We start from the raw sequence: 21486 nt of genomic DNA, 5'->3' as shown, positions 1-21486 counted from the left end.
TACGAGGACTCTTGCCGACTTACGAGCAGTCTTCCACCACTTATGAGCAATCTTTCGATTATACGAGCACTTTTTGCAATATATGAGCACTCCCGGTCCTCTAACAAGTTGCCAGGCCACTTTTTGATGAGTAGCCCATATTTATGCGTATTCTCCAGTATCTTTAACGCTCACCCATCAACTTCAGCACCACCAGTCAATAAAAAAAAGCCGCTTTGCAGAAGCGGCTTTTACGCAAATCAGAATGCAAGTAGGGAACGTGGGTTGACGGAGACGCCGTCTTGCTGGACCTCGAAGTGCAGGTGGGTGCCGGCTTGGGCGTTCCATTCGTTGCTTGTCGCAGTACCGAGTGGTGCACCTTGGAGCACTTCGTCGCCTTCTTGGACGAGGACGCCGGTGAGTGATCCGTAGATGGTCTTTTTGCCGTCGGCGTGGGAGATCGTGACTTCGCTGCCTTTGAATTGGTCAACGATGACTTGTTCCACTGTGCCGCTCATGGCTGCGACGACTTCAAATGGTTCGTCGTTTACGGAGATGGAGATTCCGCTGTTTGTGACATAGGTTTGATTGAAGACGAGCAAAGCGCTTTCTCTCATGTCGTCGTCAGCTTCCGCGTCATAGTACTCTTGTAAAATGGCCACACTTTCAAGTAGGTCTTCGTTGAATGGGTATTTGAGTACTTCCTTGGATGCGTTCGTCTCGATGATTGTGTCGTCCTCATTGTTGACAACTTCGGCCGTTTCGGTCTTGTCTTGTTTTATGATTGCGTTGTAACCCCAGATCATGCCGACGAATACGACGGCAATACCGGAATAGATGGCTGGCCAGAGCCAACTATTTTTCTTTGTACTCTTAGTCTTTTGAGAAGGGAATTTCGGTTTTTCTTCTCGCATGGTCATCACCTCACTTGCTATTGTTTGCAAGTGGAGGTGTTTTTAAACATTCCGATTCATTGTTTTCAAAATTATTTATCAAGGTGCCCGTATAATAGTGGGCGAGGATCTGTTCGGCGGTCCATCCTTTCTGGGCGAAAGCCTCCGCTCCGTATTGGCTCATGCCGACGCCGTGTCCGTATCCTTGTGTGGTGACATGGACGATTTGATTGGTGACGTCGTAGGCGATGTTGAAGTCGGTGGACGGCAGGCCGAGGGCGTCGCGCATGTCGCGCCCGCTCATTTCAAAGTTGTCGGATACGGCTTTTTGGACGCGGCTGGTTTGATTTCGGACAAGCTGAAGATTTTTGAAGCGATCTGCGGTCCACGTGGAGCCGATGAGCCGGTTCCATTCGGTCAAGGTCATTTCCTTGCGTCGTTCCACTTCGGGTGCGACTGCCGCTTCTCCAGGGCTGTCCACACTTTGCAAATACGGAATCGGGTTGCCGCTATAATTTTGGGAGGCTTCTGTTTTACCGTTCGACGTGGAGAAAAACATGGCTGTGATCATTTCCCCCTCGTATTCAATCACTTGACTGTTCGTCGCTTCAACTGCTTCCCGAAGCTTTTGTTCGTTCCGTTTAAACTCCTTTCCCCATCGTTCTTTCCGCTCCGCTTTGTTTTTATACACTTGGGCGGAAACGGTGGCGGCGATTGTTTTTTTGCCGTTGTCGGTTGACCGGAGGGCGTATGTGCGTGCAGCGATCGCCTGAGCTTTCAATGCCTCGTCCTGGAACGTAGCAGGCATTTCACCGGCGACCACGCCGAGAACGTATTCTTCAAGGGGAACGGGTTCGTCCATCCCCTCCACCGTGATCCAGACGGTGCACGGGTCGTCATACGCCACGTTGGCCGTTTTGTCTGCTGTGAGTGCGGGTTTCAATATGATTGGCATAAAGAATAAGAGAATGATGAATAAAACGGTTAGTAGTTTGTCCATAGTTAACTATATGAGATGGTGCATCAATTATGACCGGTCCGGGCTGGTGAAATGAAAAAACCGCATTCCCGGAAGAATGCGGTTCGATTCGAATGAAACATGGATAAATCCGTTGCTCAGACGAGTTGTGTTTGTTTTTCAGTTGTTTCAGAAGAAACGCGTTCGATGTCCGCGCCAAGCGCTTTCAGCTTCTTATGGAAGTCGACGTATCCTCTGTCGAGATGATCCAGTTCTGTGACACGTGTGATGCCTTCCGCATGGAGACCTGCCAGAATCAATGCGGCGGCAGCGCGCAAGTCAGTTGCGGCTACTTCAGCCCCTTGTAACTTCGACGGACCCGAAATGATAACCGAACGTCCTTCGATTTTGACATTGGCGTTCATGCGGCGGAATTCTTCCACGTGCATGAAGCGGTTTTCAAATACCGTCTCTGTCAATACACCTGTACCTGTTGCTGTCAGCATAAGTGCCATCATTTGCGACTGCATGTCAGTCGGGAATCCTGGATGCGGCATCGTTTTCAAGTCAACCGCCCGCAATGGGTACTTTGCGGTGATCCGCAGTCCTTCATCCAATTCCGTAATATTGACGCCCATCTCGCCTAATTTGGAAATTAACGCAGCATTGTGCTCAGGAACTGCATTTTCAATGATGATATCGCCGCCCGTAATGGCTGCTGCCACCATGAACGTTCCTGTTTCAATCCGGTCTGGAATAATGTGATGCGTTGTCCCATATAGTTTTGAAACGCCTTCGATCCGAATGACATCTGTTCCGGCGCCGACAACCTTTCCGCCCATTTCATTGATGAAATTGGCAAGGTCTACGATTTCCGGCTCTTTTGCCGCGTTTTCGATAATCGTTGTACCTCTCGCAAGCGCTGCAGCAGTCATGATGTTTTCAGTCGCACCGACACTCGGGAAGTCCAAATAAATTTTCGCCCCGCGTAGGCCGTGTGCCGCTTTCGCTTCCACATGCCCGTTGCCAAATGTGATTTCTGCGCCCATCGCTTCAAAGCCCTTTAAGTGCTGGTCGATTGGACGAGACCCAATGGCACATCCGCCTGGCATCGCTACGCGTGCAAAGCCGTGCCGTGCAAGCAAAGGTCCCATGACAAGGATCGATGCACGCATTTTACGTACATATTCAAATTGCGCTTCTGTCGCAAGCTGTTTGCTTGAGTCAATAATCACTTGACCGGCTTCAGGGAAATATTCCACTGCAGCGTTCAAGCTCTTCACTACTTCATTTATTGTTCTGACATCCGAAAGGTTCGGAACATCGCGTATGATATTGGGACCCTCAGACGCGAGTAACGCAGCAGCCAATATTGGCAAGACCGCATTTTTTGCTCCTTCCACACGAACATTTCCGCGAAGAACACGTCCACCATTAATTATGATTTTGTCCACAAAAAGCCCCTCCGACTCCAAAGTTATACTCTTAGCCTTATAGTCACTGTACATTTTATTCACATAAATTAAGCATAAAAACACATACTATTCTACAATGCCCCACCTTATTAAACAAGTAACCGCAGAGCTATTTTCCCTCTATCGATAAGATAGTCTATAATATGTACCCATTTGGCGATTTGTGTCATCCGCTTTCTTGGGCGAATGTCGGCGATAGTATGTAATTTCCTCAAACGTGGATAATTAAACCTGTTTTTGTTTTCATGCCATCGCCCCGTATATGAATGGCCATACACGCGGCGATAGCATGGAGTTCACCGGCAAAAAGTTACAGTTTACGTTATTCATGACAGTTGTTTTTCGGCCTACTAACTCTCTACCCGCTATCCCCTGAAGTATGCCTCTTTTCCAAAATAAATTTTATTGGAAGTAGGTCGGGATCCTTCCTGACCAATAGGATATGTCTAAAAAGAAATTTGATACGGCTGAACCTATCGCAAAACTCAATAAAATGAATAAAAGTTGCGCACGGAACACTTGATTCTTTTTGATGATTTTTTCGGGCATGATGGCTTGAAGGGCGTAAAACGAAAGTCCGATGAAAAAGATGTGGGAAAGGATCGCTAATAAAGGATTATACAATAATATATTGGTCAATTTTCAAGCTCCTTACTCAAACACTAAAAGGGAAAAAACGGGCAGAAAAAGACCTCTGCCCGTCATTCCTACGCACTTATCTCATTTCGTGAACGTTTATCCGGTTAATGGCCCGTTGCAAATCGAGTTCGATCAGCTTGGCTTCCAGATTATCCGCTTTCGCTTGTAGCGCTTCTTCTGCCCGTTTGGCAGCACGCTGTGCACGAGAGAGATCGATATCGGAAGCCTTTTCCGCTTGTTGTGCCAAAACGGTAATGACATCCGGACGAACTTCGATGAAGCCGCCGTGTACAGCGATCGCTTCAGTCGAATTGTCCTTTTTCAGGCGGAGAGCACCGATTTTCAAAGGTGCAACCATTGCGATATGGCCGGGAAGAATCCCGATTTCGCCCGTTTCTGTGGCGGCAATAACCATATTTGCTTCGGTTTCACTAACAGGGCCGTCGGGAGTGACGATATTTACTTTGATGGTACTCATTTTATTCCCTCCTGAACCCTTTTATTAGACCTCTACGCCCATGCTTTTCGCTTTTTCGATAACTTCTTCGATGCGTCCAACGAGACGGAATGCATCTTCCGGAAGGTGATCGTAACGGCCTTCCAAGATTTCCTTGAAGCCTTTGATCGTTTCAGCAACAGGTACGTAAGATCCCGGTTGTCCTGTGAATTGCTCCGCTACGTGGAAGTTTTGTGATAAGAAGAACTGGATGCGGCGTGCGCGTCCTACAACTAGCTTATCTTCTTCGCTGAGCTCATCCATACCAAGGATCGCGATAATGTCTTGAAGCTCACGGTAACGCTGCAATGTGGATTGTACTTGACGAGCTACTTCATAGTGCTCTTCCCCAACGATTTCAGGGCTTAGTGCACGTGAAGTGGATGCCAATGGGTCAACTGCAGGGTAGATACCCATTTCAGAAAGTTTACGCTCCAGGTTCGTTGTTGCATCCAAGTGAGCGAACGTCGTAGCCGGTGCCGGGTCAGTATAGTCATCGGCTGGTACGTAGATCGCTTGGATAGATGTTACGGAACCAACGTTTGTTGAAGTGATCCGCTCTTGAAGCTGACCCATCTCTGTTGCAAGTGTCGGCTGGTAACCAACGGCAGAAGGCATACGGCCAAGAAGGGCTGATACTTCTGAACCCGCTTGTGTGAAGCGGAAGATGTTGTCGATGAAGAGAAGAACGTCCGCGCCTTGCTCATCACGGAAGTATTCTGCCATCGTAAGTCCTGTAAGTGCAACACGCATACGTGCGCCAGGAGGCTCGTTCATTTGACCGAAGACCATCGCAGTTTTGCTGATAACTCCGGAGTCAGTCATTTCATGGTACAAGTCGTTACCTTCACGTGTACGCTCACCAACACCCGCGAATACGGAGATACCACCGTGTTCTTGAGCGATGTTGTTGATCAATTCCTGGATAAGTACGGTTTTACCTACGCCCGCACCTCCGAAGAGACCGATCTTACCACCTTTGATGTATGGCGCAAGCAAGTCAACGACTTTAATGCCTGTTTCAAGAATTTCAACTTGAGTTGAAAGGTTTTCAAATTGTGGAGCTTGACGGTGGATCGGGTCGCGGCGTTCGCCAGCAGGTACTTCCTCTCCAAGGTCGATTACATCTCCAAGTACGTTAAATACGCGTCCTAGTGTTGCTGCTCCGACCGGTACTGAAATAGCCGCGCCTGTGTCAATGACCTCAGAGCCACGTTTCAGGCCGTCAGTCGATGACATCGCAATGGTACGGACTGAGTCGTCACCAAGGTGAAGTGCCACTTCAAGCGTGAGCGTTTCAGCTTCTGCATTCGGACGTTCGATTTGAACCTTCAATGCGTTATAGATCGATGGAAGCTGTCCGTCTGCAAATGAAACGTCGACAACCGGACCCATAACCTGAAGGATTTGTCCTTTATTCATGCTTTTCCCTCCTGTCTTACTTTTCCCGTTCAGTTCGTTCCTCTATTCGAGTGCGGCTACCCCGCCGACAATCTCAGTGATTTCCTGAGTAATGGCAGCTTGGCGAGCGCGGTTGAATACGAGTGTCAACGAATCGATCAATTCGCTGGCGTTATCTGTTGCAGTCTTCATCGCTGTCATACTTGAAGCATGTTCGCTCGCTTTTCCATCCAGCACGGCTCCGTAGATGAGGCTCTCCGCGTATTGCGGAAGAAGCGTTTCGAGAATCACTTCAGCTGAAGGCTCGAATTCATACGAAGACATTGTTGACGCTGGTGAAAGATCCGTGAGCGGAAGTAGTTTCTTTTCCGTCACTTCACTGGAGATGGCGGAGACGAAGTGGTTGTAGTACAAGTACACTTCATCGTATTCGCCTTCTGTGAACATGCCAACAGCACGAGTCGCGATTGTTTTTATTTCATCAAAAGAAGGGTGGTCCGATAAGCCGACGAGGCTATCGACAACGTTGTATCCAAGGCGGTTGAAGAAATCAAGGCCTTTCCGCCCGATTGCGACGATTTTCACATCGTCTTTCGAGTGGCGGGACTCGATCGCACGTTTTACCGCACGCAGCACGTTACTGTTGTAACCGCCTACGAGTCCGCGGTCGGATGTCACAACGATATAACCTGTCTTTTTCACTGGGCGGCTGACTAGCATCGGGTGTCCGGAATCGGATGTCGCACCTGCGATCGCACCAACAACCTCCTGCATCTTATCCATGTAAGGAACAAACGCTTTGGCGTTCATTTCCGCACGGTTCAGCTTGGAAGCGGAAACCATCTGCATCGCTTTCGTGATTTGAGACGTCTTCTTCGTTGAATTAATACGGCTTTGTATATCGCGTAATGATACCACTGGCAATTCACCACCTTATCGTTTATTTAGATCAAAACCCGAGAATCAATTAAGCTTCAGACGGAACAAATGTCTTCTTGAATGCGCTGATGGCTTCTTTCATCACGTCATCGGACGGAAGATCTTTTGTCGTACGGATATGATCCAACACTTCAGTGTGGTTCGATTCGAGCCAGTTGTTGATTTCGCTTTCGAAGCGAAGGATGTCATGTACAGCAACGTCGTCGAGATGTCCGCGTGTGAGCGCATAAAGGATCACAACTTGGTATTCGACTTTAAGTGGCTTGTTCAAGTCTTGCTTCAAGACTTCAACCGTACGTGCACCGCGGTCCAATTTCGCTTTTGTCGCTGCGTCAAGGTCAGAACCGAAAGCAGAGAACGCTTCAAGTTCACGATATGCCGCAAGGTCAAGACGAAGTGTACCCGCAACTTTTTTCATCGCTTTGATTTGCGCGGAACCACCTACACGGGATACGGAAAGACCAGCGTTGATCGCCGGACGTACGCCCGAGAAGAATAGATCCGATTGCAAGAAGATCTGTCCATCAGTGATGGAGATAACGTTTGTCGGGATATAAGCGGAGATGTCCCCAGCTTGTGTCTCAACAAATGGAAGTGCTGTAATGGAACCTGCACCTAATGTATCGTTCAGTTTCGCTGCACGCTCGAGTAGACGGGAGTGCAAGTAGAATACGTCACCAGGATATGCTTCACGGCCTGGAGGACGGCGAAGTAGCAAGGAAAGCTCACGGTAAGCCGCTGCTTGTTTCGAAAGGTCATCATAAACGACAAGAACGTGCTTGCCATTAAACATGAACTCTTCTCCCATTGTTACTCCTGTGTATGGTGCCAAGTATAGAAGTGGAGCCGGTTGAGAAGCGGATGCTGTTACAACGATTGTGTAATCAAGCGCGCCGTTCTTACGAAGTGTTTCGACAACCCCACGAACTGTTGATTCTTTTTGGCCGATTGCCACGTAGATACAAATCATGTCTTGATCCGCTTGGTTCAAGATTGTATCGATCGCAACAGTCGTTTTACCTGTTTGACGGTCTCCGATGATCAATTCACGTTGTCCACGGCCGATCGGTACAAGCGCGTCAATCGCTTTGATACCTGTTTGCAATGGTTCATGAACGGATTTACGAGCCATAACGCCTTGCGCCGGGCTTTCAATCGGACGAGTTTTTGTTGTAGCGATCGGACCAAGTCCATCCACTGGCATACCAAGTGGGTTTACTACGCGTCCAATCAATTCCTCACCGACAGGTACTTCCATAATACGGCCTGTACGACGTACTTCATCGCCTTCTTTAATGCCTGTGTATGGTCCAAGGATAACGATACCTACGTTGTTCGCTTCCAAGTTTTGCGCCATACCCATGACACCGTTTGAGAACTCAAGCAGTTCTCCGGCCATGACGTTGTCGAGGCCATGAGCAAGAGCGATACCGTCACCGATTCGGATAACCGTACCGACTTCGCTTACTTCCATCTCAGACTGATAGTTTTCAATCTGCTGCTTTATCAGCGTGCTGATTTCTTCAGCTTTGATGCCCATGTATGTCACCCCTCAAAATTCAGATTAGGATCCGATCAATTTACGTTGCAATTTCTCGAGCTTCGCGCCGATGCTGCTATCGTAAATTTGATTGCCGATCTGAAGGCGGATGCCTCCAATCAAGCTTGGATCGATGATATTTTCAATACGTAAAGCTTGTTTGCCAACTTTATGTGCAAATGTTGTGGAAATCGAGTTGCTCTCGAGATCCGTCAAAGGACGTGTGGAATAAACTTTTGCATCCGCGATGCCTGCTGCATTGTTCGCAAGTTCATGGAATTCCTCAAACACGTTGAGCACTTCATCCATGCGCTTTGCGTCAAGCAGAACATAAAGCGTGTTCAGGATCACCGGATTGGCACCCTTTAGGACGCCTGCAAGCAATTCTTTTTTCTTTGTTACTGTCAGATCTGGGGAAGTCATTAACTGTCCAAGACCTTTATTTTCACGGAACGCCTTGTTCAATTCAGCCAAGTCTTCCTGAATGGAAAGGGTTTGCCCGTTTTTTTGCGCCAGTTCAAACAATGCTGTCGCATAACGCTTTGCTACAACCGATTGGCTCATCGGCCTTCGCCTGCCTTCACAATCGTTTCTTCAATCAAAGCACGGTTGTCTTCCTCGGAAATTTCTTTGCCAAGTACTTTGGACGCTGCAAGGATCGATAGAGAAACGAATTCTTCACGTACCGCAGCAACTGCTTTTTCTTTCTCAGTTGCGATTTCAAGAGCTGCAGATTCCTTCATGCGGTTTACTTCCGCACGAGCTGCCACGATCAATTCCTCACGTTGCGATTCGCCAAGCTTCTTCGCATTGTCAACAATCGATTGTGCGTTATCACGCGCTTCTTTCAATAGGGCGCGTTGTTCTTCAAGAAGTTTTTCAGACTCAAGACGGCTTTTTTCAGCCGCTTCGATTTCATTGGCAATCAACTCGGCACGCTGATCCATCACACCCATAAGCGGGCCCCATGCGAACTTTTTCAAAAGAACCATAAGGATTGTGAAGAATAGGACCGTGACGATGATATCGCCAAGATTCAGCCGGTCGTTCAAAGCTGCCAAAAATCCAGCGTCAGCTTTCGCTGACAAAAGGACGAAGGATTCTCCAAACACGATTGTTTCACTCCCTTCAAGAGCTTATAACTTTTTCATTTCGATTCGTTATAGAAAGAACACTAATTCTTTATTTTCAATTTCAACTGCCGCCGAGCGACATAAATGAATGGCGAAGGACAAACTAGCGTACTTCGCCATTTAAATAGTATGGACCTATTCTTATTTGTTCATAACGATGAACGCGATAACTGTTGCGATGATCGGAAGGGCCTCAACTAACGCTACCCCGATGAACATTGTAGTTTGAAGCATACCGCGTGCTTCTGGTTGACGTGCAATACCTTCGACTGTCTTAGAAACGATCAAACCGTTACCGATACCTGCTCCAAGTGCACCTAGACCAACTGCTAGTGCTGCTGCTAATAGACCAACTGAACCTATCATTGTGTAATATCCTCCTAATAATTAAATAGTATGTTTTTGCTCCCGTTGCCCGGGTTATATATGTTTAATGGTCCGTGTCCACTTTATGTGCCATGTAGACCATCGTTAACATAACGAAAATGAAAGCTTGGATCGCTCCGATGAATATCGAGAACCCTTGCCAAGCAAGTGCAGGAATCAATGCTCCGGCTAAGCCGAATGCGCTTGAAGCCCCAAGTGAAGCGAGAAGTCCGATAAGGATTTCCCCAGCGAAAATGTTACCGTAAAGACGAAGACCGAGCGTCAGCGTATTCGCAAACTCTTCAATGATCTTCAGCGGTGCCAAGAATGGCATCGGTTGAAGGTATGTCTTGAAGTATCCTTTTACTCCAAGCATCTTCACACCATAGAAGTGCGTCAATACAACGACCATGGTTGCGAGTGTCATCGTAATGACCGGATCGGCTGTCGGTGATTTCCACCAAAGCTCATGATCCCAGACAACTGCCATTGGTAACCCGAGCATGTTGGCTACGAAGACGAACATGATCAACGTAATACCGAGTACATGGAATCGCCCGCCTGTCCTCCAATCCATATTGTTCTTGATAATTCCTTTGACGAAGTCCATGACCCATTCCATGAAATTTTGCATACCTGTCGGCTTAACCTTAAGGTTGCGAGTTGAGAAGAATGCAATCAGGAATACAATTAGGCATGTGATGAATAACATCATGATGTTGGCTGGGTTAAAGCTTAATCCGAATAAAACGAAAGACGGATTTTCATGGTTCACGTTTCGTTCACCTCCCTTGTGCAATCAGATTAAGGATTCTTTGCGTGAAATAGTATCCTATCAATCAGCAACCAGGCATAAGGGATCATAAGGCCGATCACCGTACCGATCAGATTGAATGTTTCGGGCATGGCAAGCGCAATGGCCGCCGCCGCAACTCCGGACGCGAAACGCAAAGGCGTCCCAAGCGAGCTTCTTCCCTTTCCTTCCGTTATAGAACGATCAAATCTTTCCATTCTACGGACAAGTATCCAAAAATTATACAATCCTAATAGCGAACCGAGAATTAAACCCGCAAAAATTGTCTTTACGTCAGTAAAAAACCATCCTAACATAAACAAAGCGAGCAAAAAAAAGAGAGCCTTCTTTTGTCTTATAAAGATTTCTCGCAGCGTATGCATGATAGGTGATTCTCCCGGTTTTATTATTTTGGATGTAATTTTGGCAATGGCCATGCGGCATACCGACGGAACAGGGTGTGTGGATGTGTGATGCTTGGGGGATCGGATCCGCCAAGCTTGTACCAACGCTAGGACTCCGAATAAAGGCCGGAACCTGTAAGTTAAGTAAATTGAATCGCCAATTTCGATTCACCTGGACACGTTGCTATTCACGCAGACGTGACGAAGCGAATAACGAACGATTTGGCATCCAGTGCAAGGATGATAGAATCCACCCGATTGGATGGCAATTCCGCTCAACATATGTACGAATCCCTATCATTCTTACCCTTTGTTAGCATACAATAGGGGCATTTTGATGTCAATTGATTCCCGTGAAATTCTTCACAAACTCTTCTTATTGTCAAACAATCGACATATTTGTTTTAGCAAAAAAAAGTTGCATTTTATAAGAGATTCCCCTAGACACCATTCCCATGAGAATCCATTGAAAAGACGAAGGAATCGGCTGGATCCCTTCGTCTCATCGTTGCAGTTGCCGCGGTATTCTTTTCATTCCTGTCATGCCCGTATGCCAATCCCACGGCTTGTAGTACGGAACGACGCGTTTTGTGAATTCTCTCTGGATTACCTGCTCAAGCGCCCCTTCGACATCTGAATTCAACCGGTCGACATAGGTATCCATCTTCTCCATCATCTGTTCAAACTGTACTGTGTCCGTCAACAGCTCCGACACGTTGTTCCCATCGTTGATAGCAATGGCCACACCGCTTTCCGTCAAGTGCTGTAAATTGATCTGCTCCTGTCCTGGAAGATGATTGCAAATCATAATCGGGATTCTCTTATAGAGCGATTCGGCAATCGTCACCCCGCCAGGCTTCGTTAAAATGGCGTCCGCCTGCTCATATAAGAAATTCATTTCCTCGCAGCTTTCGATATACCCTTTCACCGTTACATTCGTGAAGCCGAAGTGCTCAAGCCGCTGCTTGTATTCGGCGTTGCGCCCGCATAGTAAGGTAAAATGGATATCCGGAAATGCATTCACCAGTGAAGCGATCGATTCGATATCGAATAACCCCGTATTCCCTCCTGCCACGAGCATGTGACGAAGCGGCAGGCTGCGCCGGCGCAAATGGCTTTTAAAGATCTTCTTGACCGGAATGCCAGTGACAAAAATATTCCCCTCGGGCACTCCGTATGTTTCCATTAGCGTGTCCCGGACGCCGGTATGCGGTACAAAATGATACATGACTTCCGATTTCGCCCATACATCATTCAGAAAAAAGTCCGTGTACGCGTTAATGGCAGGAATGCTCGATATTTTCCGTTTGCGGACAAGTCTGCCATAGATGCTCGACGGGAAGGAATGGGTGAACACCAATAGATCCGGCTCCTCTTCTTCAATCAAACTGCGCATCTTCCTTTCGAAATACAGGGGGGAGAAACGGCGAACATGTTTCTTTCCGCCATTTTGCTCGTTCATAATAAAAAAACGGTACGCCTTTTGATAAAATTCCGGAGTTGTATTGATCATTTTCATGTAGAAGGAGGAGACAAATTTTCCAAGCAAGCCGTTGCAATACGTTAAGAAATCGACTGTTTTCAAAGTGGCTCCCGGATACATGTCCAGTATCCGTTCCTCGATTGCCTCCGCCACCTTCGAATGACCGGAAGGGAAACGGAAAAAAGGAAAAATAACAATTTTCAAGTTGAGGCACCTCCATTCCTTTTTTTCTTATAAGCTGTGCGGATCAGTTGGATGAGTAAGATAAGTATTAAAGCAAGACCGATAAAAGGTACATATTCTGCTTTTATTGGCAAATAGGTTGCGGAGAGGATTCCGAGGCCGAAATAAAATCCGACCCATGTAATGGCACCTATAATAGAGATCAAGATAAATTGTTTGCCTTCCATTTTCATCATGCCGGCAATGTAGGGGCTCGCTTGACGCAAGCCAGGTAAGAAAAATCCTAAAAACACCGTCCAGACAGCCCTTTTTCGAAACTTCCCCTGAAAAACTGCCACTTTCTCTTCGGTCAGACCGATATATTTACCAAACTTCCGGATCAGCGCCATGCCGAAAAAACGTCCTGCCAAATAAGCGATGACCATTCCCGTCCCCGCACCCGCCACTGCAGCGAGACTGCTTGTTGCAACATGCAGCTGACTGCTGGCCGCCATCATACCGATCAGGAATAAAAACGATTCCTCCGGAGCCGGAATACCGACAATTCCAAAAAACAAAGCGATAAAAATGACGATATAACCGTATTGGACGATGTATGCTTCAACTACATCCATGGACATAGGAACACCTCCCCCCACCGAACTTTACGAGGTGAGTAGACTTCTATCTTATGCTGCCGGCTTCATCTGCGGTTCGCCTCCCGGCCTAAAGGGACCGCGTCCGCATAAGGGAACTTTGCATTTCATCTGAACCCCGTTGCATAGTACCGGCACGCAGACCATCTCTTCCTATTAAATAGCTCCCTTCATCTGATGGACTGTCATGGAATCTACCATCAATAGGAAATCGATAATTCAAGCAACCCCTGCACCCGCCTTGCGCTGCCGTTCGAAAACTATCTTTCTCAGTTCATATTTTTCTGAAATCAGAATGCAAGCTGGGTGAAGTCTGTTCACAAACAGCGAAGGATAAGCATTCCTGCTCCAGCCATCCGCCATCCACCTTCTTACACACCTATACCCCAAATTTCGTGAATTAAAAAAGGATTGTCCGTGGTAGGACAATCCCAGTTTTTATGGAATCTCTTAGTAACCTGCGCGCATTTTCAGCTGCAGTGAAAATCGCTGCTGCGAAACTGGAAGGCAGCTGTCGCCTCCCCTGCATGCCGAGCGATTCCAAATTCTATACTGACTAGGTAGGTCTATGATAGACCCTCCCCGATTTTATTCAATCGAGGATAAATACCCTTTCAACGCCTCGACAATCCGCTTTGAAGCCTGTCCATCTCCATAAGGATTGGACGCTTTCGCCATTTTCGCATACTCCTCTTCGTCCGAAAGCAAAGCATCTGTCAATTCAAAGATCGCTTCTTCATCGGTTCCGGCAAGCTTCAACGTACCTGCCGCGATGCCCTCCGGCCGTTCCGTCGTATCCCGAAGGACAATGACCGGTTTACCGAGGGACGGCGCTTCTTCTTGGATGCCGCCTGAATCCGTCAAGATGATATGAGACCGTGCCGCAAAATTGTGGAAGTCCAATACTTCAAGCGGTTCAATCAAATGGACGCGCTCGTTATCCGCAAGTATTTCCTGTGCCACTTCACGGACAGCCGGATTCATATGAATTGGATAGATGACCTGAATGTCGTCGTGTTTTTCAAGCAGGCGAATGATGGCGCGGAACATGTTGCGCATCGGTTCTCCAAGGTTTTCCCGGCGGTGGGCCGTGAGCAGGATAAGACGATCGTCGCCGATTTTATCAAAAATCGGATGATGGTATTCTTCTTTCACTGTCGTCTGCAGTGCGTCGATGGCCGTATTTCCGGTAATGAAGATCCGGTCTTCCAGCTTGCCTTCATTCAGCAAATTGCGAGCCGATTGTTCAGTCGGTGCAAAATGAAGATCCGCCAGCACACCAGTCAATTGCCGGTTCATCTCCTCCGGATACGGCGAGAATTTATTCCCAGTCCGCAAACCGGCCTCGACATGGCCGACCGCGATCCGATTGTAGAAGGCCGCCAAACTGCCAATAAACGTGGTCGAAGTATCTCCATGAACGAGCACGATATCCGGCTGCGCTTCCTTCATGATTTGGTCAAGACCTTCCAATCCTCGCGTCGCGACATCGACTAGCGTTTGGCGCTCCTTCATGATATTCAGATCATAATCCGGCGTAATGCCGAATGTATGAAGTACCTGGTCAAGCATTTGGCGATGCTGCGCCGTTACGGTGACAATCGATTCGATATCCTCCGTATGCTTTTCCAATTCCAGTACAAGCGGTGCCATTTTGATCGCTTCGGGACGAGTTCCGAAGATCGTCATCACTTTCCATTTCCGTGTCAAACCACTCACGCCTTCCCCGTTATTTCGTTCCGAAGAGTCGATCGCCAGCGTCTCCTAAACCTGGAACGATATATCCTTTTTCATTCAATTTTTCATCAAGTGCAGCGATATAAACGTCCACATCAGGATGGGCTTCCGTAAAGATCTCGACGCCTTCCGGTGCAGCAATCAGGCACATGAACCGGATGTTCTTCGCACCGCGTTTCTTTAAGGAATTGACTGCTTCCACAGCAGTTCCTCCTGTTGCCAGCATCGGATCCACAACGATGAATTCGCGCTCTGATACGTCAGATGGCAATTTCACAAAATACTCATGCGGCTGCAAAGTTTCCGGATCGCGGAACAGACCGATATGACCCACCTTCGCGGCTGGAATCAATTTCAGAATGCCATCCACCATCCCGATGCCTGCCCGTAAAATCGGAACGATACCGAGCTTCTTTCCTGCCAGCACCTTCGATTTCGCCATGCGGACCGGCGTTTCCACTTCCACCTCATCCAATGGCAAGTCGCGTGTAATTTCATACGCCATCAACGTCGCCACTTCATCAACAAGCTCGCGGAATTCTTTTGTTCCGGTATTTACGTCCCGGATATGTGTCAATTTGTGCTGAATGAGCGGGTGATCAAAAACGTGTACTTTCGCCATATAAATCGCTCCTTTTCGAATGTCCTGTACATTATAACAGAAACCTCCGCCAAGAGGCATTGTCAGCAAGCGCTTTGTTAAAGTTCATGAATGTAGAATTATTTGAGCATTCCTCCGCCGATCCAATGCCATGCGCCAATTGCGTTTATCGACTGAATTTGTCGTTTTTTCGCTCTTCATTTAGTAGGACGGAAAGAATATGAATTGGGTTGCTTGCTTGGTTGGAAATTTTTGATTTGGTTTCAAGAAAATGAAAACAAGCCGCTCAGGGGCGGCTTGTCGCATGGATTATTTATATAGTGGGAAACGGTCTGTCAATGCTGCAACACGTTGCTTCACTTCTTCTTTTACAGCCTCGTCTTCATGGTTTTTCAGAAGCTTCGCAATGATAGCAGCAACTTCCTTCATTTCTTCTTCTTTAAAGCCACGAGTTGTAACCGCCGGTGTACCGATACGGATACCAGATGTAACGAATGGACTTTCCGTGTCAAACGGAATTGTGTTTTTATTCACAGTAATGCCGACGTCGTCCAAGACATGTTCTGCCACTTTTCCAGTGATGCCGAGTGATTTCAGATTGATGAGCAATAGGTGATTGTCCGTACCGCCGGAAACGATATCGACTCCTTCTGCCAATAACCCTTCAGCTAACGCATGCGCATTTTTCTTCACTTGCTGGATGTATGTTTTGAACTCAGGTTTCAATGCTTCACCGAAAGCCACCGCTTTCGCCGCAATGACATGCATGAGCGGGCCGCCTTGAATACCAGGGAAAATCGTCTTGTCAATTTTACGTCCGAACTGCTCTGCAAATTCTTCATTGACCAAAATCAAGCCGCCACGTGGTCCACGCAATGTTTTGTGTGTTGTCGATGTAACAAAATGAGCATGAGGCACTGGATTTGGATGCTCTCCAGCTGCTACTAGACCCGCGATATGCGCCATATCCACCATGAGATACGCACCCACTTCATCGGCAATCTCACGGAATTTCGCAAAATCGATTTCGCGAGGGTATGCACTCGCTCCAGCCACAATCATCTTCGGCTTGTGCTCTAGCGCTTTTTGACGTACATCTTCGTAGTCGATGCGCTCATCTTCCTTGCTGACACCGTACTCCACAAAGTTATAAAGAATACCGGAGAAGTTAACCGGGCTTCCGTGCGTCAAGTGTCCGCCATGGGACAAGTTCATGCCAAGCACTGTATCGCCCGGCTCAAGAACTGTGAAATAAACAGCCATATTCGCCTGTGCACCGGAGTGGGCTTGCACGTTCGCATAAGCAGCGCCAAAAATTTCTTTCAGACGGTCACGAGCGATATTCTCCACAACGTCGACATGCTCACATCCGCCATAATAACGCTTGCCCGGATAGCCTTCTGCATACTTGTTCGTCAAATAGGAGCCTTGCGCTTCCATGACTGCTTCTGTAACAAAGTTCTCGGATGCAATCAATTCGATATTAGCATTCTGGCGTTTCTTCTCAGCCATAATCGCCTCAAAAACCGCCGCATCTTCACGCTTCACATTGCTCAAATCCATGTGTCATTTCCCCTTTGCCTCAAATTTATATATGCCCGGTGAAGTGCCTGGCCTTATAACAAAGCAGGCATCCCTACCGAAGCCGAGCGTCCCTTTCGCTCCAGATGGAAAGGTTCGCTTGGTTTCATTTTTAGTTATTGCTGTAAAGGTTTTGCTTAGAATTATGTAGCCTGATGGAAGTCTAGCAGCCCTTTCGTAGTTCACAGTTGGCCCTTAGAGTTCACATCTTCATATCGTTCTATTACGAATTTATGAGTGCTTGGCCGAGTATCATCCAGGTGCCTAATCAATGCCAAGTCTCCCTTCCGCTATTGGCGGAAAGGAACACCTGGTTTTATTAGTACCTTAACAGTTCTCTTCCAAGTCGCTTCTTTTATAAACCGCCCGCTCGCCGCCAATTAATTTTGGGCGAGTCGTCGCAGCCGTCACGACAGCATCTCCGATTGTTTTAATCGAAGTCCGGATCGGAACAGCGACCGGTTTTAAGTGCATGCCGATGAGCGTCTGGCCAATATCGATCCCCGCATTCGCCCGAACGGATTCCACAGCGACTGCGTCTTCCAAATGTTCAAATGCATAAGCGGACATAGAGCCGCCTGCATGGATGACAGGAATGACTGATACTGGCTCCAGATTAAACCTTTCGGCAGCCTGGCGTTCGATCGTCAAGGCCCTGTTAATATGCTCGCATCCTTGAAAAGCCAGGTGTAGGCGATGTTTTTTCGCAAAAACTTGCAGTGGCGCAAACAATGCCTCTGCCACTTCCAATGCGCCGCCTGTGCCAATTCGCTTACCCGCAATTTCGGACGTGGAGCAACCGACAACAAAAAATGTTCCCGGAACCGGTTTCGCCTGTTCTTCAAACTCCGTTAAAAGCTGTTCCAGCTGCAGTTTCCACAAATGCAATGCATCCATTGTTCCACCGCCTTATTTATCTTCTAATTCCGCAAGCTTCGCGATGCGCCGTTCATGACGCCCGCCTTCAAATGGAGTATCCAGCCAAGTCGCGACAATTTCCCTCGCCAGCCCAGCCCCGATGACCCGCTCGCCCATCGCCAATATATTTGAATCATTATGGCCACGCGTCGCTTTAGCACTAAATACGTCATGTACCAAAGCACAGCGGATGCCCTTCACTTTATTTGCGGCAATCGACATGCCGATCCCTGTACCGCAAATCAGAATGCCCCGGTCAAATTCCCCGCTGGCCACACCATTGGCAACAGGCGAAGCATAATCCGGATAATCCACCGATGCATCGGAATCCGGTCCATAATCCACATATTCCACATTCAATTCATTCAACAACTGCATAATTTCCTGGCGAAGCCGATTGCCGCCATGATCTGAAGAGATAGCGATTTTCATACCGATCCTCTTTTCGTAATTTACTCACAACTCATTCTATCATTGTTCAACAAAAAAACACAGTCCCCGCCATTTATTTCGATGTCGGAAAGGAATGGAAAGGCTTGAGAAACGGGGTTGTTTTGGTGAGGGGAAATGGTGTTTGGAAGGATAGGAGTCGTTCTGGGAACGGATACGATCGGTTCGGGAATATACGAGTAGTTCGGGCGCGGATTCGAGCGATGCCGGAATTATACGAGTGGTTCGCGCGCAGATACGAGTGGTTCGGGAGCGGATACGAGCGGTTCGGAGATTATACGAGTGGTTCGCGCGCGGATACGAGCGGTCAGGAAATTATACGAGTGGTTCGAGCGCAGATACTAGCGGTTCCGGAATTATTCGAGTGGTTCGGGAGCAGATACGAGCGGTTCCCGAATTATTCGAGTGGTTCGAGCGCGGATACGAGCAGTTCAGAGATTATACGAGTGGTTCGAGCGCAGATACGAGCGGTTCGGAGATTATATGAGTGGTTCGAACTCTGCATTCCCCTGAACTAAGGACAATGAAACGTGAAGTTCGAACACATCGTGGGAGCATTATGTATTAGTTGCTCCTGTGTTTTGGCAGCTGCTCGTTTCTCAAATTTGAAATGGCACACGAACCGCGGGAAGTTCCCCATTATTGTATCTTCAACGTCGCGCTGAATGCTTTTGACCATTCAAGGGGTTGATTTAAATAACGGAACTGATTTTTGGTTGCCTGTCATTAGGATCTGCACTGGTTGCTCCTATTGGCAATTCAGCAAAGTTTTACATCGGTGACCTTCTAAGAACTTTTACTACAGCGTCTGTCCCCAAAAGGTCATTCATTAAAACTCCCAATTCTAATAAGAATTCCGCCTTTCTCAAGCCTTGTATGCTTGTAAGGTACATCACTCAATTTCTCGTACTTTTCATTCCAAATGATATTGATGAAATGAGATGATTCGGGAAGAAAACGTTCAGGAACCATGTTCTCGTATCGATAACATTCGTTAGGATATGTTTCATCTAACCCAAATAATTCAAGAACATCTTGTTCAATTGCCATGCAGCCCACTTTAAACTCATACTCGGCATATAACTCTTTAAGAAAATTTGAGAAGTCCTGCATTTCCTCTTTTTTTATTCCAATTTGACCCCACTCCGAGGTATCAAAGATCGAACCATAAAACCAAAAATTAACCATAACTGCATTTGAAGAGACCCGTTCTATTTGTAACGTTGCTCTTCGTTCCCTCGATAAACAGACGTAGACTCTCAATTGCAACGAATGCATGTAAGTTGTTTGGGGGTCTTCTTCGTCATAGGGATACCCTCTATCAAACAAATCCATCATGTCACCGACGTTTTTATCATAGATTTCTATCTTACTTCTGACCTTTGACAATTTCATAATAATTTCCTGTATCGTTTCCTTATTCTCTTCTTTCAGTTCCAACAAGAAACTGACTTCAAGAAACGGACCTCCTTGTAACCACTCGGACTTTCGCATCAGTTCCATCTCCTCCGTTTCATGCATAAGAAAAGAGGATCTATGTTCGTCTGCTGAACATAGTACCCTCTTATTAGTATCGTCTATTTAAATTAACGGGTGAGGTCGAACTGCTTGATGACGTCGTAGAGGTCTTCGGATTGTTTTTTCAACTCGATGGCCATTTGATCGGTTTGTTCGATCGATTTTACCTGTTCGTCGGTGGCGGCTTGGACTTCTTCAGCGCCTGCCGATGTTTCTTCGGCGATTGCGGCAACTTCCTGGGATTGGATCGCCGTCATTTCGATGTTGGCGAGCTGGTTTTCGACGAGTTTGGTGATTTCAACGACAGCGCCGGCCATTCCATTGACCTTGTCCGCCATGGATTCCACATTGCCGCTCGTTTCGTTCGCCCGATTTGCTTCCGCCGCAGCCGTTTTTACTTGCTGCTCAATCTCTTTTACCACTTTAGATACGTCGGACTGGATGGTTTGAACCAGTTCCGATATCATGTGGACGGATTTAGCACTTTCGTCTGCGAGGACGCGTACTTCTTCCGCTACGACCGCGAAGCCTTTTCCATGTTCACCGGCACGGGCCGCTTCAATGGATGCGTTCAAGGCAAGCAAATTCGTCTGGCCCGCAATGCTGCCGACCAATTGGACGATTTCGCCGATCTTCTGTGCGTTTTGATCCAACTGGCGAATGGTTGTCAAAGAGTGTTCGCTCTGCACGGACATGTTCCGGATGCCTTCCACTAGAATTCGGAATACATCGGTTGTCCGTTCCAATTCCTTGAGCATTTCAGCAGAGCGTACGGATGAATCTTCCGCACGGCTGCTTACTTCTGCTGCCAGCATCCGAACGTCCTCGATTGCTTCTGCTGTTTCCTGGATGGCGACTGCGGATGATTCCGCTCCGGCTGAAATTTCAGCAATGGTTGTCGCGACCGCATCGGCTTGTGTTGCAGCTGCGCCCGTCTCTGTTGTTAACCGATCAACCGTATGGGCTGTTTTTTCGAAATTCGTTTCAATTTGTCCGACAATCGTCCGAAGATTAAGGACCAATTGTTGAAACGCTTCCGCCACCGAACGGATTTCATCCGAAGAGCGCGGCAACTCGATATCTGTACCAATTTTCCCATCCGCCACTTGAATGGCCGCCTTTTCTAGTCTCTGCAGCGGCTTGGTCAAGATCGTGCTGAATAATCCAGCTAAAATACCGGACCACATAATTCCTAAAGCATATGTAATGATGTCAAACCAAAAAGGCTTGATGTTTGGAAAGAATTGCGGGCCGATAAAATTAATAAACACAGCACTCGTTGAATAGGTGACGATCGCTAAAATCGTGACGAATAGAACGAGTTTCTTCCGCAATCCGAATTTTTTCCCCTTCTGTCTGCTCAT

23 protein-coding genes are annotated in these 21486 nt (G+C 47.5%); 1 reads left to right on the top strand and 22 read right to left on the bottom strand.

The genetic code is table 11. The features are described from left to right. Positions 1-239: 239 nt before the first annotated feature. The 20 genes from L7D49_RS00260 to rpiB all read right to left on the bottom strand — a co-directional run bounded on the left by L7D49_RS00260 (position 240) and on the right by rpiB (position 18586). Positions 240-893 (bottom strand): M23 family metallopeptidase, encoded by a 654-nt coding sequence (locus L7D49_RS00260; RefSeq protein ID WP_238078765.1) that lies wholly within the window; start codon positions 891-893, stop codon positions 240-242. A gap of 10 nt (positions 894-903) precedes the next feature. Further along, complete coding sequence (spoIID, locus tag L7D49_RS00255; RefSeq protein WP_238078764.1) at positions 904-1872, bottom strand: stage II sporulation protein D; 969 nt, start codon at positions 1870-1872, stop codon at positions 904-906. Positions 1873-1988: 116 nt separating this feature from the next. After that, positions 1989-3284: a UDP-N-acetylglucosamine 1-carboxyvinyltransferase gene (gene murA / locus L7D49_RS00250; RefSeq protein ID WP_238078763.1), complete on the bottom strand. Its 1296-nt coding sequence runs from the start codon at positions 3282-3284 to the stop codon at positions 1989-1991. A gap of 423 nt (positions 3285-3707) precedes the next feature. Further along, positions 3708-3944, bottom strand: a complete 237-nt coding sequence (locus L7D49_RS00245; RefSeq protein ID WP_238078762.1) for a DUF1146 family protein — start codon at positions 3942-3944, stop codon at positions 3708-3710. A gap of 76 nt (positions 3945-4020) precedes the next feature. Beyond that, positions 4021-4422 carry a F0F1 ATP synthase subunit epsilon gene (locus L7D49_RS00240; protein ID WP_238078761.1) on the bottom strand — a complete coding sequence of 134 codons (402 nt, stop codon included), beginning with the start codon at positions 4420-4422 and terminating at the stop codon, positions 4021-4023. 24 nt (positions 4423-4446) lie between these two features. Beyond that, the gene (atpD, locus tag L7D49_RS00235; protein ID WP_238078760.1) at positions 4447-5862 is read right to left on the bottom strand and encodes a F0F1 ATP synthase subunit beta; all 1416 of its coding nucleotides are present in this window, start codon (positions 5860-5862) and stop codon (positions 4447-4449) included. Positions 5863-5904: 42 nt separating this feature from the next. After that, the gene (gene atpG / locus L7D49_RS00230; RefSeq protein ID WP_238078759.1) at positions 5905-6759 is read right to left on the bottom strand and encodes an ATP synthase F1 subunit gamma; all 855 of its coding nucleotides are present in this window, start codon (positions 6757-6759) and stop codon (positions 5905-5907) included. A gap of 49 nt (positions 6760-6808) precedes the next feature. Further along, the gene (gene atpA, locus L7D49_RS00225) at positions 6809-8320 is read right to left on the bottom strand and encodes a F0F1 ATP synthase subunit alpha (RefSeq protein ID WP_238078758.1); all 1512 of its coding nucleotides are present in this window, start codon (positions 8318-8320) and stop codon (positions 6809-6811) included. Positions 8321-8344: 24 nt separating this feature from the next. Continuing rightward, entirely contained in the window at positions 8345-8884 is a 540-nt protein-coding gene (locus L7D49_RS00220; protein WP_238078757.1) for a F0F1 ATP synthase subunit delta, read from the bottom strand. Beyond that, positions 8881-9408, bottom strand: coding sequence for a F0F1 ATP synthase subunit B (gene atpF / locus L7D49_RS00215; protein ID WP_238078770.1), 528 nt, complete (start codon positions 9406-9408; stop codon positions 8881-8883). The genes L7D49_RS00220 and atpF overlap by 4 nt, the downstream gene beginning before the upstream one ends. A gap of 186 nt (positions 9409-9594) precedes the next feature. Then, a complete protein-coding gene (atpE, locus tag L7D49_RS00210; protein WP_238078756.1) occupies positions 9595-9819 on the bottom strand; it encodes a F0F1 ATP synthase subunit C in 225 nt (74 codons plus the stop codon). 64 nt (positions 9820-9883) lie between these two features. After that, positions 9884-10594 carry a F0F1 ATP synthase subunit A gene (gene atpB / locus L7D49_RS00205; RefSeq protein WP_238078755.1) on the bottom strand — a complete coding sequence of 237 codons (711 nt, stop codon included), beginning with the start codon at positions 10592-10594 and terminating at the stop codon, positions 9884-9886. A 29-nt stretch (positions 10595-10623) separates the two neighbouring features. Continuing rightward, the gene (locus tag L7D49_RS00200; protein WP_238078769.1) at positions 10624-10995 is read right to left on the bottom strand and encodes an ATP synthase subunit I; all 372 of its coding nucleotides are present in this window, start codon (positions 10993-10995) and stop codon (positions 10624-10626) included. Between the two features lie 523 nt (positions 10996-11518). Then, complete coding sequence (locus L7D49_RS00195) at positions 11519-12703, bottom strand: MGDG synthase family glycosyltransferase (RefSeq protein ID WP_238078754.1); 1185 nt, start codon at positions 12701-12703, stop codon at positions 11519-11521. Beyond that, complete coding sequence (locus L7D49_RS00190; protein WP_238078753.1) at positions 12700-13302, bottom strand: DedA family protein; 603 nt, start codon at positions 13300-13302, stop codon at positions 12700-12702. Before L7D49_RS00190 ends, L7D49_RS00195 begins: the two co-directional genes overlap by 4 nt. A gap of 603 nt (positions 13303-13905) precedes the next feature. Beyond that, entirely contained in the window at positions 13906-15027 is a 1122-nt protein-coding gene (gene wecB / locus L7D49_RS00185; protein ID WP_272493155.1) for a non-hydrolyzing UDP-N-acetylglucosamine 2-epimerase, read from the bottom strand. Between the two features lie 19 nt (positions 15028-15046). Further along, positions 15047-15676 (bottom strand): uracil phosphoribosyltransferase, encoded by a 630-nt coding sequence (upp, locus tag L7D49_RS00180; protein WP_238078752.1) that lies wholly within the window; start codon positions 15674-15676, stop codon positions 15047-15049. 288 nt (positions 15677-15964) lie between these two features. Beyond that, positions 15965-17218: a serine hydroxymethyltransferase gene (glyA, locus tag L7D49_RS00175; RefSeq protein ID WP_272493154.1), complete on the bottom strand. Its 1254-nt coding sequence runs from the start codon at positions 17216-17218 to the stop codon at positions 15965-15967. A 345-nt stretch (positions 17219-17563) separates the two neighbouring features. Next, positions 17564-18133, bottom strand: coding sequence for a TIGR01440 family protein (locus tag L7D49_RS00170; RefSeq protein WP_238078751.1), 570 nt, complete (start codon positions 18131-18133; stop codon positions 17564-17566). Positions 18134-18145: 12 nt separating this feature from the next. After that, entirely contained in the window at positions 18146-18586 is a 441-nt protein-coding gene (gene rpiB / locus L7D49_RS00165) for a ribose 5-phosphate isomerase B (RefSeq protein WP_238078750.1), read from the bottom strand. Between the two features lie 125 nt (positions 18587-18711). Here rpiB and L7D49_RS00160 point away from each other — a divergent pair, with 125 nt between their 5' ends. After that, positions 18712-19122 (top strand): hypothetical protein, encoded by a 411-nt coding sequence (locus L7D49_RS00160; RefSeq protein ID WP_238078749.1) that lies wholly within the window; start codon positions 18712-18714, stop codon positions 19120-19122. A gap of 304 nt (positions 19123-19426) precedes the next feature. On the opposite strand, the gene L7D49_RS00155 is transcribed toward L7D49_RS00160, so the two are convergent. Together L7D49_RS00155 and L7D49_RS00150 are read right to left on the bottom strand one after the other, a co-directional pair. Beyond that, entirely contained in the window at positions 19427-20098 is a 672-nt protein-coding gene (locus L7D49_RS00155; protein ID WP_238078748.1) for a hypothetical protein, read from the bottom strand. Positions 20099-20190: 92 nt separating this feature from the next. Continuing rightward, positions 20191-21486 (bottom strand): methyl-accepting chemotaxis protein, encoded by a 1296-nt coding sequence (locus L7D49_RS00150; protein ID WP_238078747.1) that lies wholly within the window; start codon positions 21484-21486, stop codon positions 20191-20193.

The sequence above is a fragment of the Sporosarcina cyprini genome (genome assembly GCF_022048975.1).
Classification (GTDB): Bacteria; Bacillota; Bacilli; order Bacillales_A; family Planococcaceae; genus Sporosarcina; species Sporosarcina cyprini.
Note: the sequence above shows the minus strand (reverse complement) of the source record. Positions and strands in the feature narration are given on the sequence as shown.

Bases quoted from the DNA above. Each gene is read 5' to 3' on its own strand.
- L7D49_RS00170 (WP_238078751.1), bottom strand. From the start codon at position 18,133: ATGGATGCATTGCATTTGTGGAAACTGCAGCTGGAACAGCTTTTAACG.
- atpE (WP_238078756.1), bottom strand. From the start codon at position 9,819: ATGATAGGTTCAGTTGGTCTATTAGCAGCAGCACTAGCAGTTGGTCTA.
- L7D49_RS00155 (WP_238078748.1), bottom strand. From the start codon at position 20,098: ATGCGAAAGTCCGAGTGGTTACAAGGAGGTCCGTTTCTTGAAGTCAGT.
- upp (WP_238078752.1), bottom strand. From the start codon at position 15,676: ATGGCGAAAGTACACGTTTTTGATCACCCGCTCATTCAGCACAAATTG.
- L7D49_RS00220 (WP_238078757.1), bottom strand. From the start codon at position 8,884: ATGAGCCAATCGGTTGTAGCAAAGCGTTATGCGACAGCATTGTTTGAA.
- L7D49_RS00190 (WP_238078753.1), bottom strand. From the start codon at position 13,302: ATGTCCATGGATGTAGTTGAAGCATACATCGTCCAATACGGTTATATC.
- L7D49_RS00260 (WP_238078765.1), bottom strand. From the start codon at position 893: ATGCGAGAAGAAAAACCGAAATTCCCTTCTCAAAAGACTAAGAGTACA.
- atpD (WP_238078760.1), bottom strand. From the start codon at position 5,862: ATGAATAAAGGACAAATCCTTCAGGTTATGGGTCCGGTTGTCGACGTT.
- rpiB (WP_238078750.1), bottom strand. From the start codon at position 18,586: ATGAAAATCGCTATCTCTTCAGATCATGGCGGCAATCGGCTTCGCCAG.
- L7D49_RS00200 (WP_238078769.1), bottom strand. From the start codon at position 10,995: ATGCATACGCTGCGAGAAATCTTTATAAGACAAAAGAAGGCTCTCTTT.
- atpA (WP_238078758.1), bottom strand. From the start codon at position 8,320: ATGGGCATCAAAGCTGAAGAAATCAGCACGCTGATAAAGCAGCAGATT.
- spoIID (WP_238078764.1), bottom strand. From the start codon at position 1,872: ATGGACAAACTACTAACCGTTTTATTCATCATTCTCTTATTCTTTATG.
- L7D49_RS00150 (WP_238078747.1), bottom strand. From the start codon at position 21,486: ATGAGCAGACAGAAGGGGAAAAAATTCGGATTGCGGAAGAAACTCGTT.
- glyA (WP_272493154.1), bottom strand. From the start codon at position 17,218: ATGGATTTGAGCAATGTGAAGCGTGAAGATGCGGCGGTTTTTGAGGCG.
- L7D49_RS00240 (WP_238078761.1), bottom strand. From the start codon at position 4,422: ATGAGTACCATCAAAGTAAATATCGTCACTCCCGACGGCCCTGTTAGT.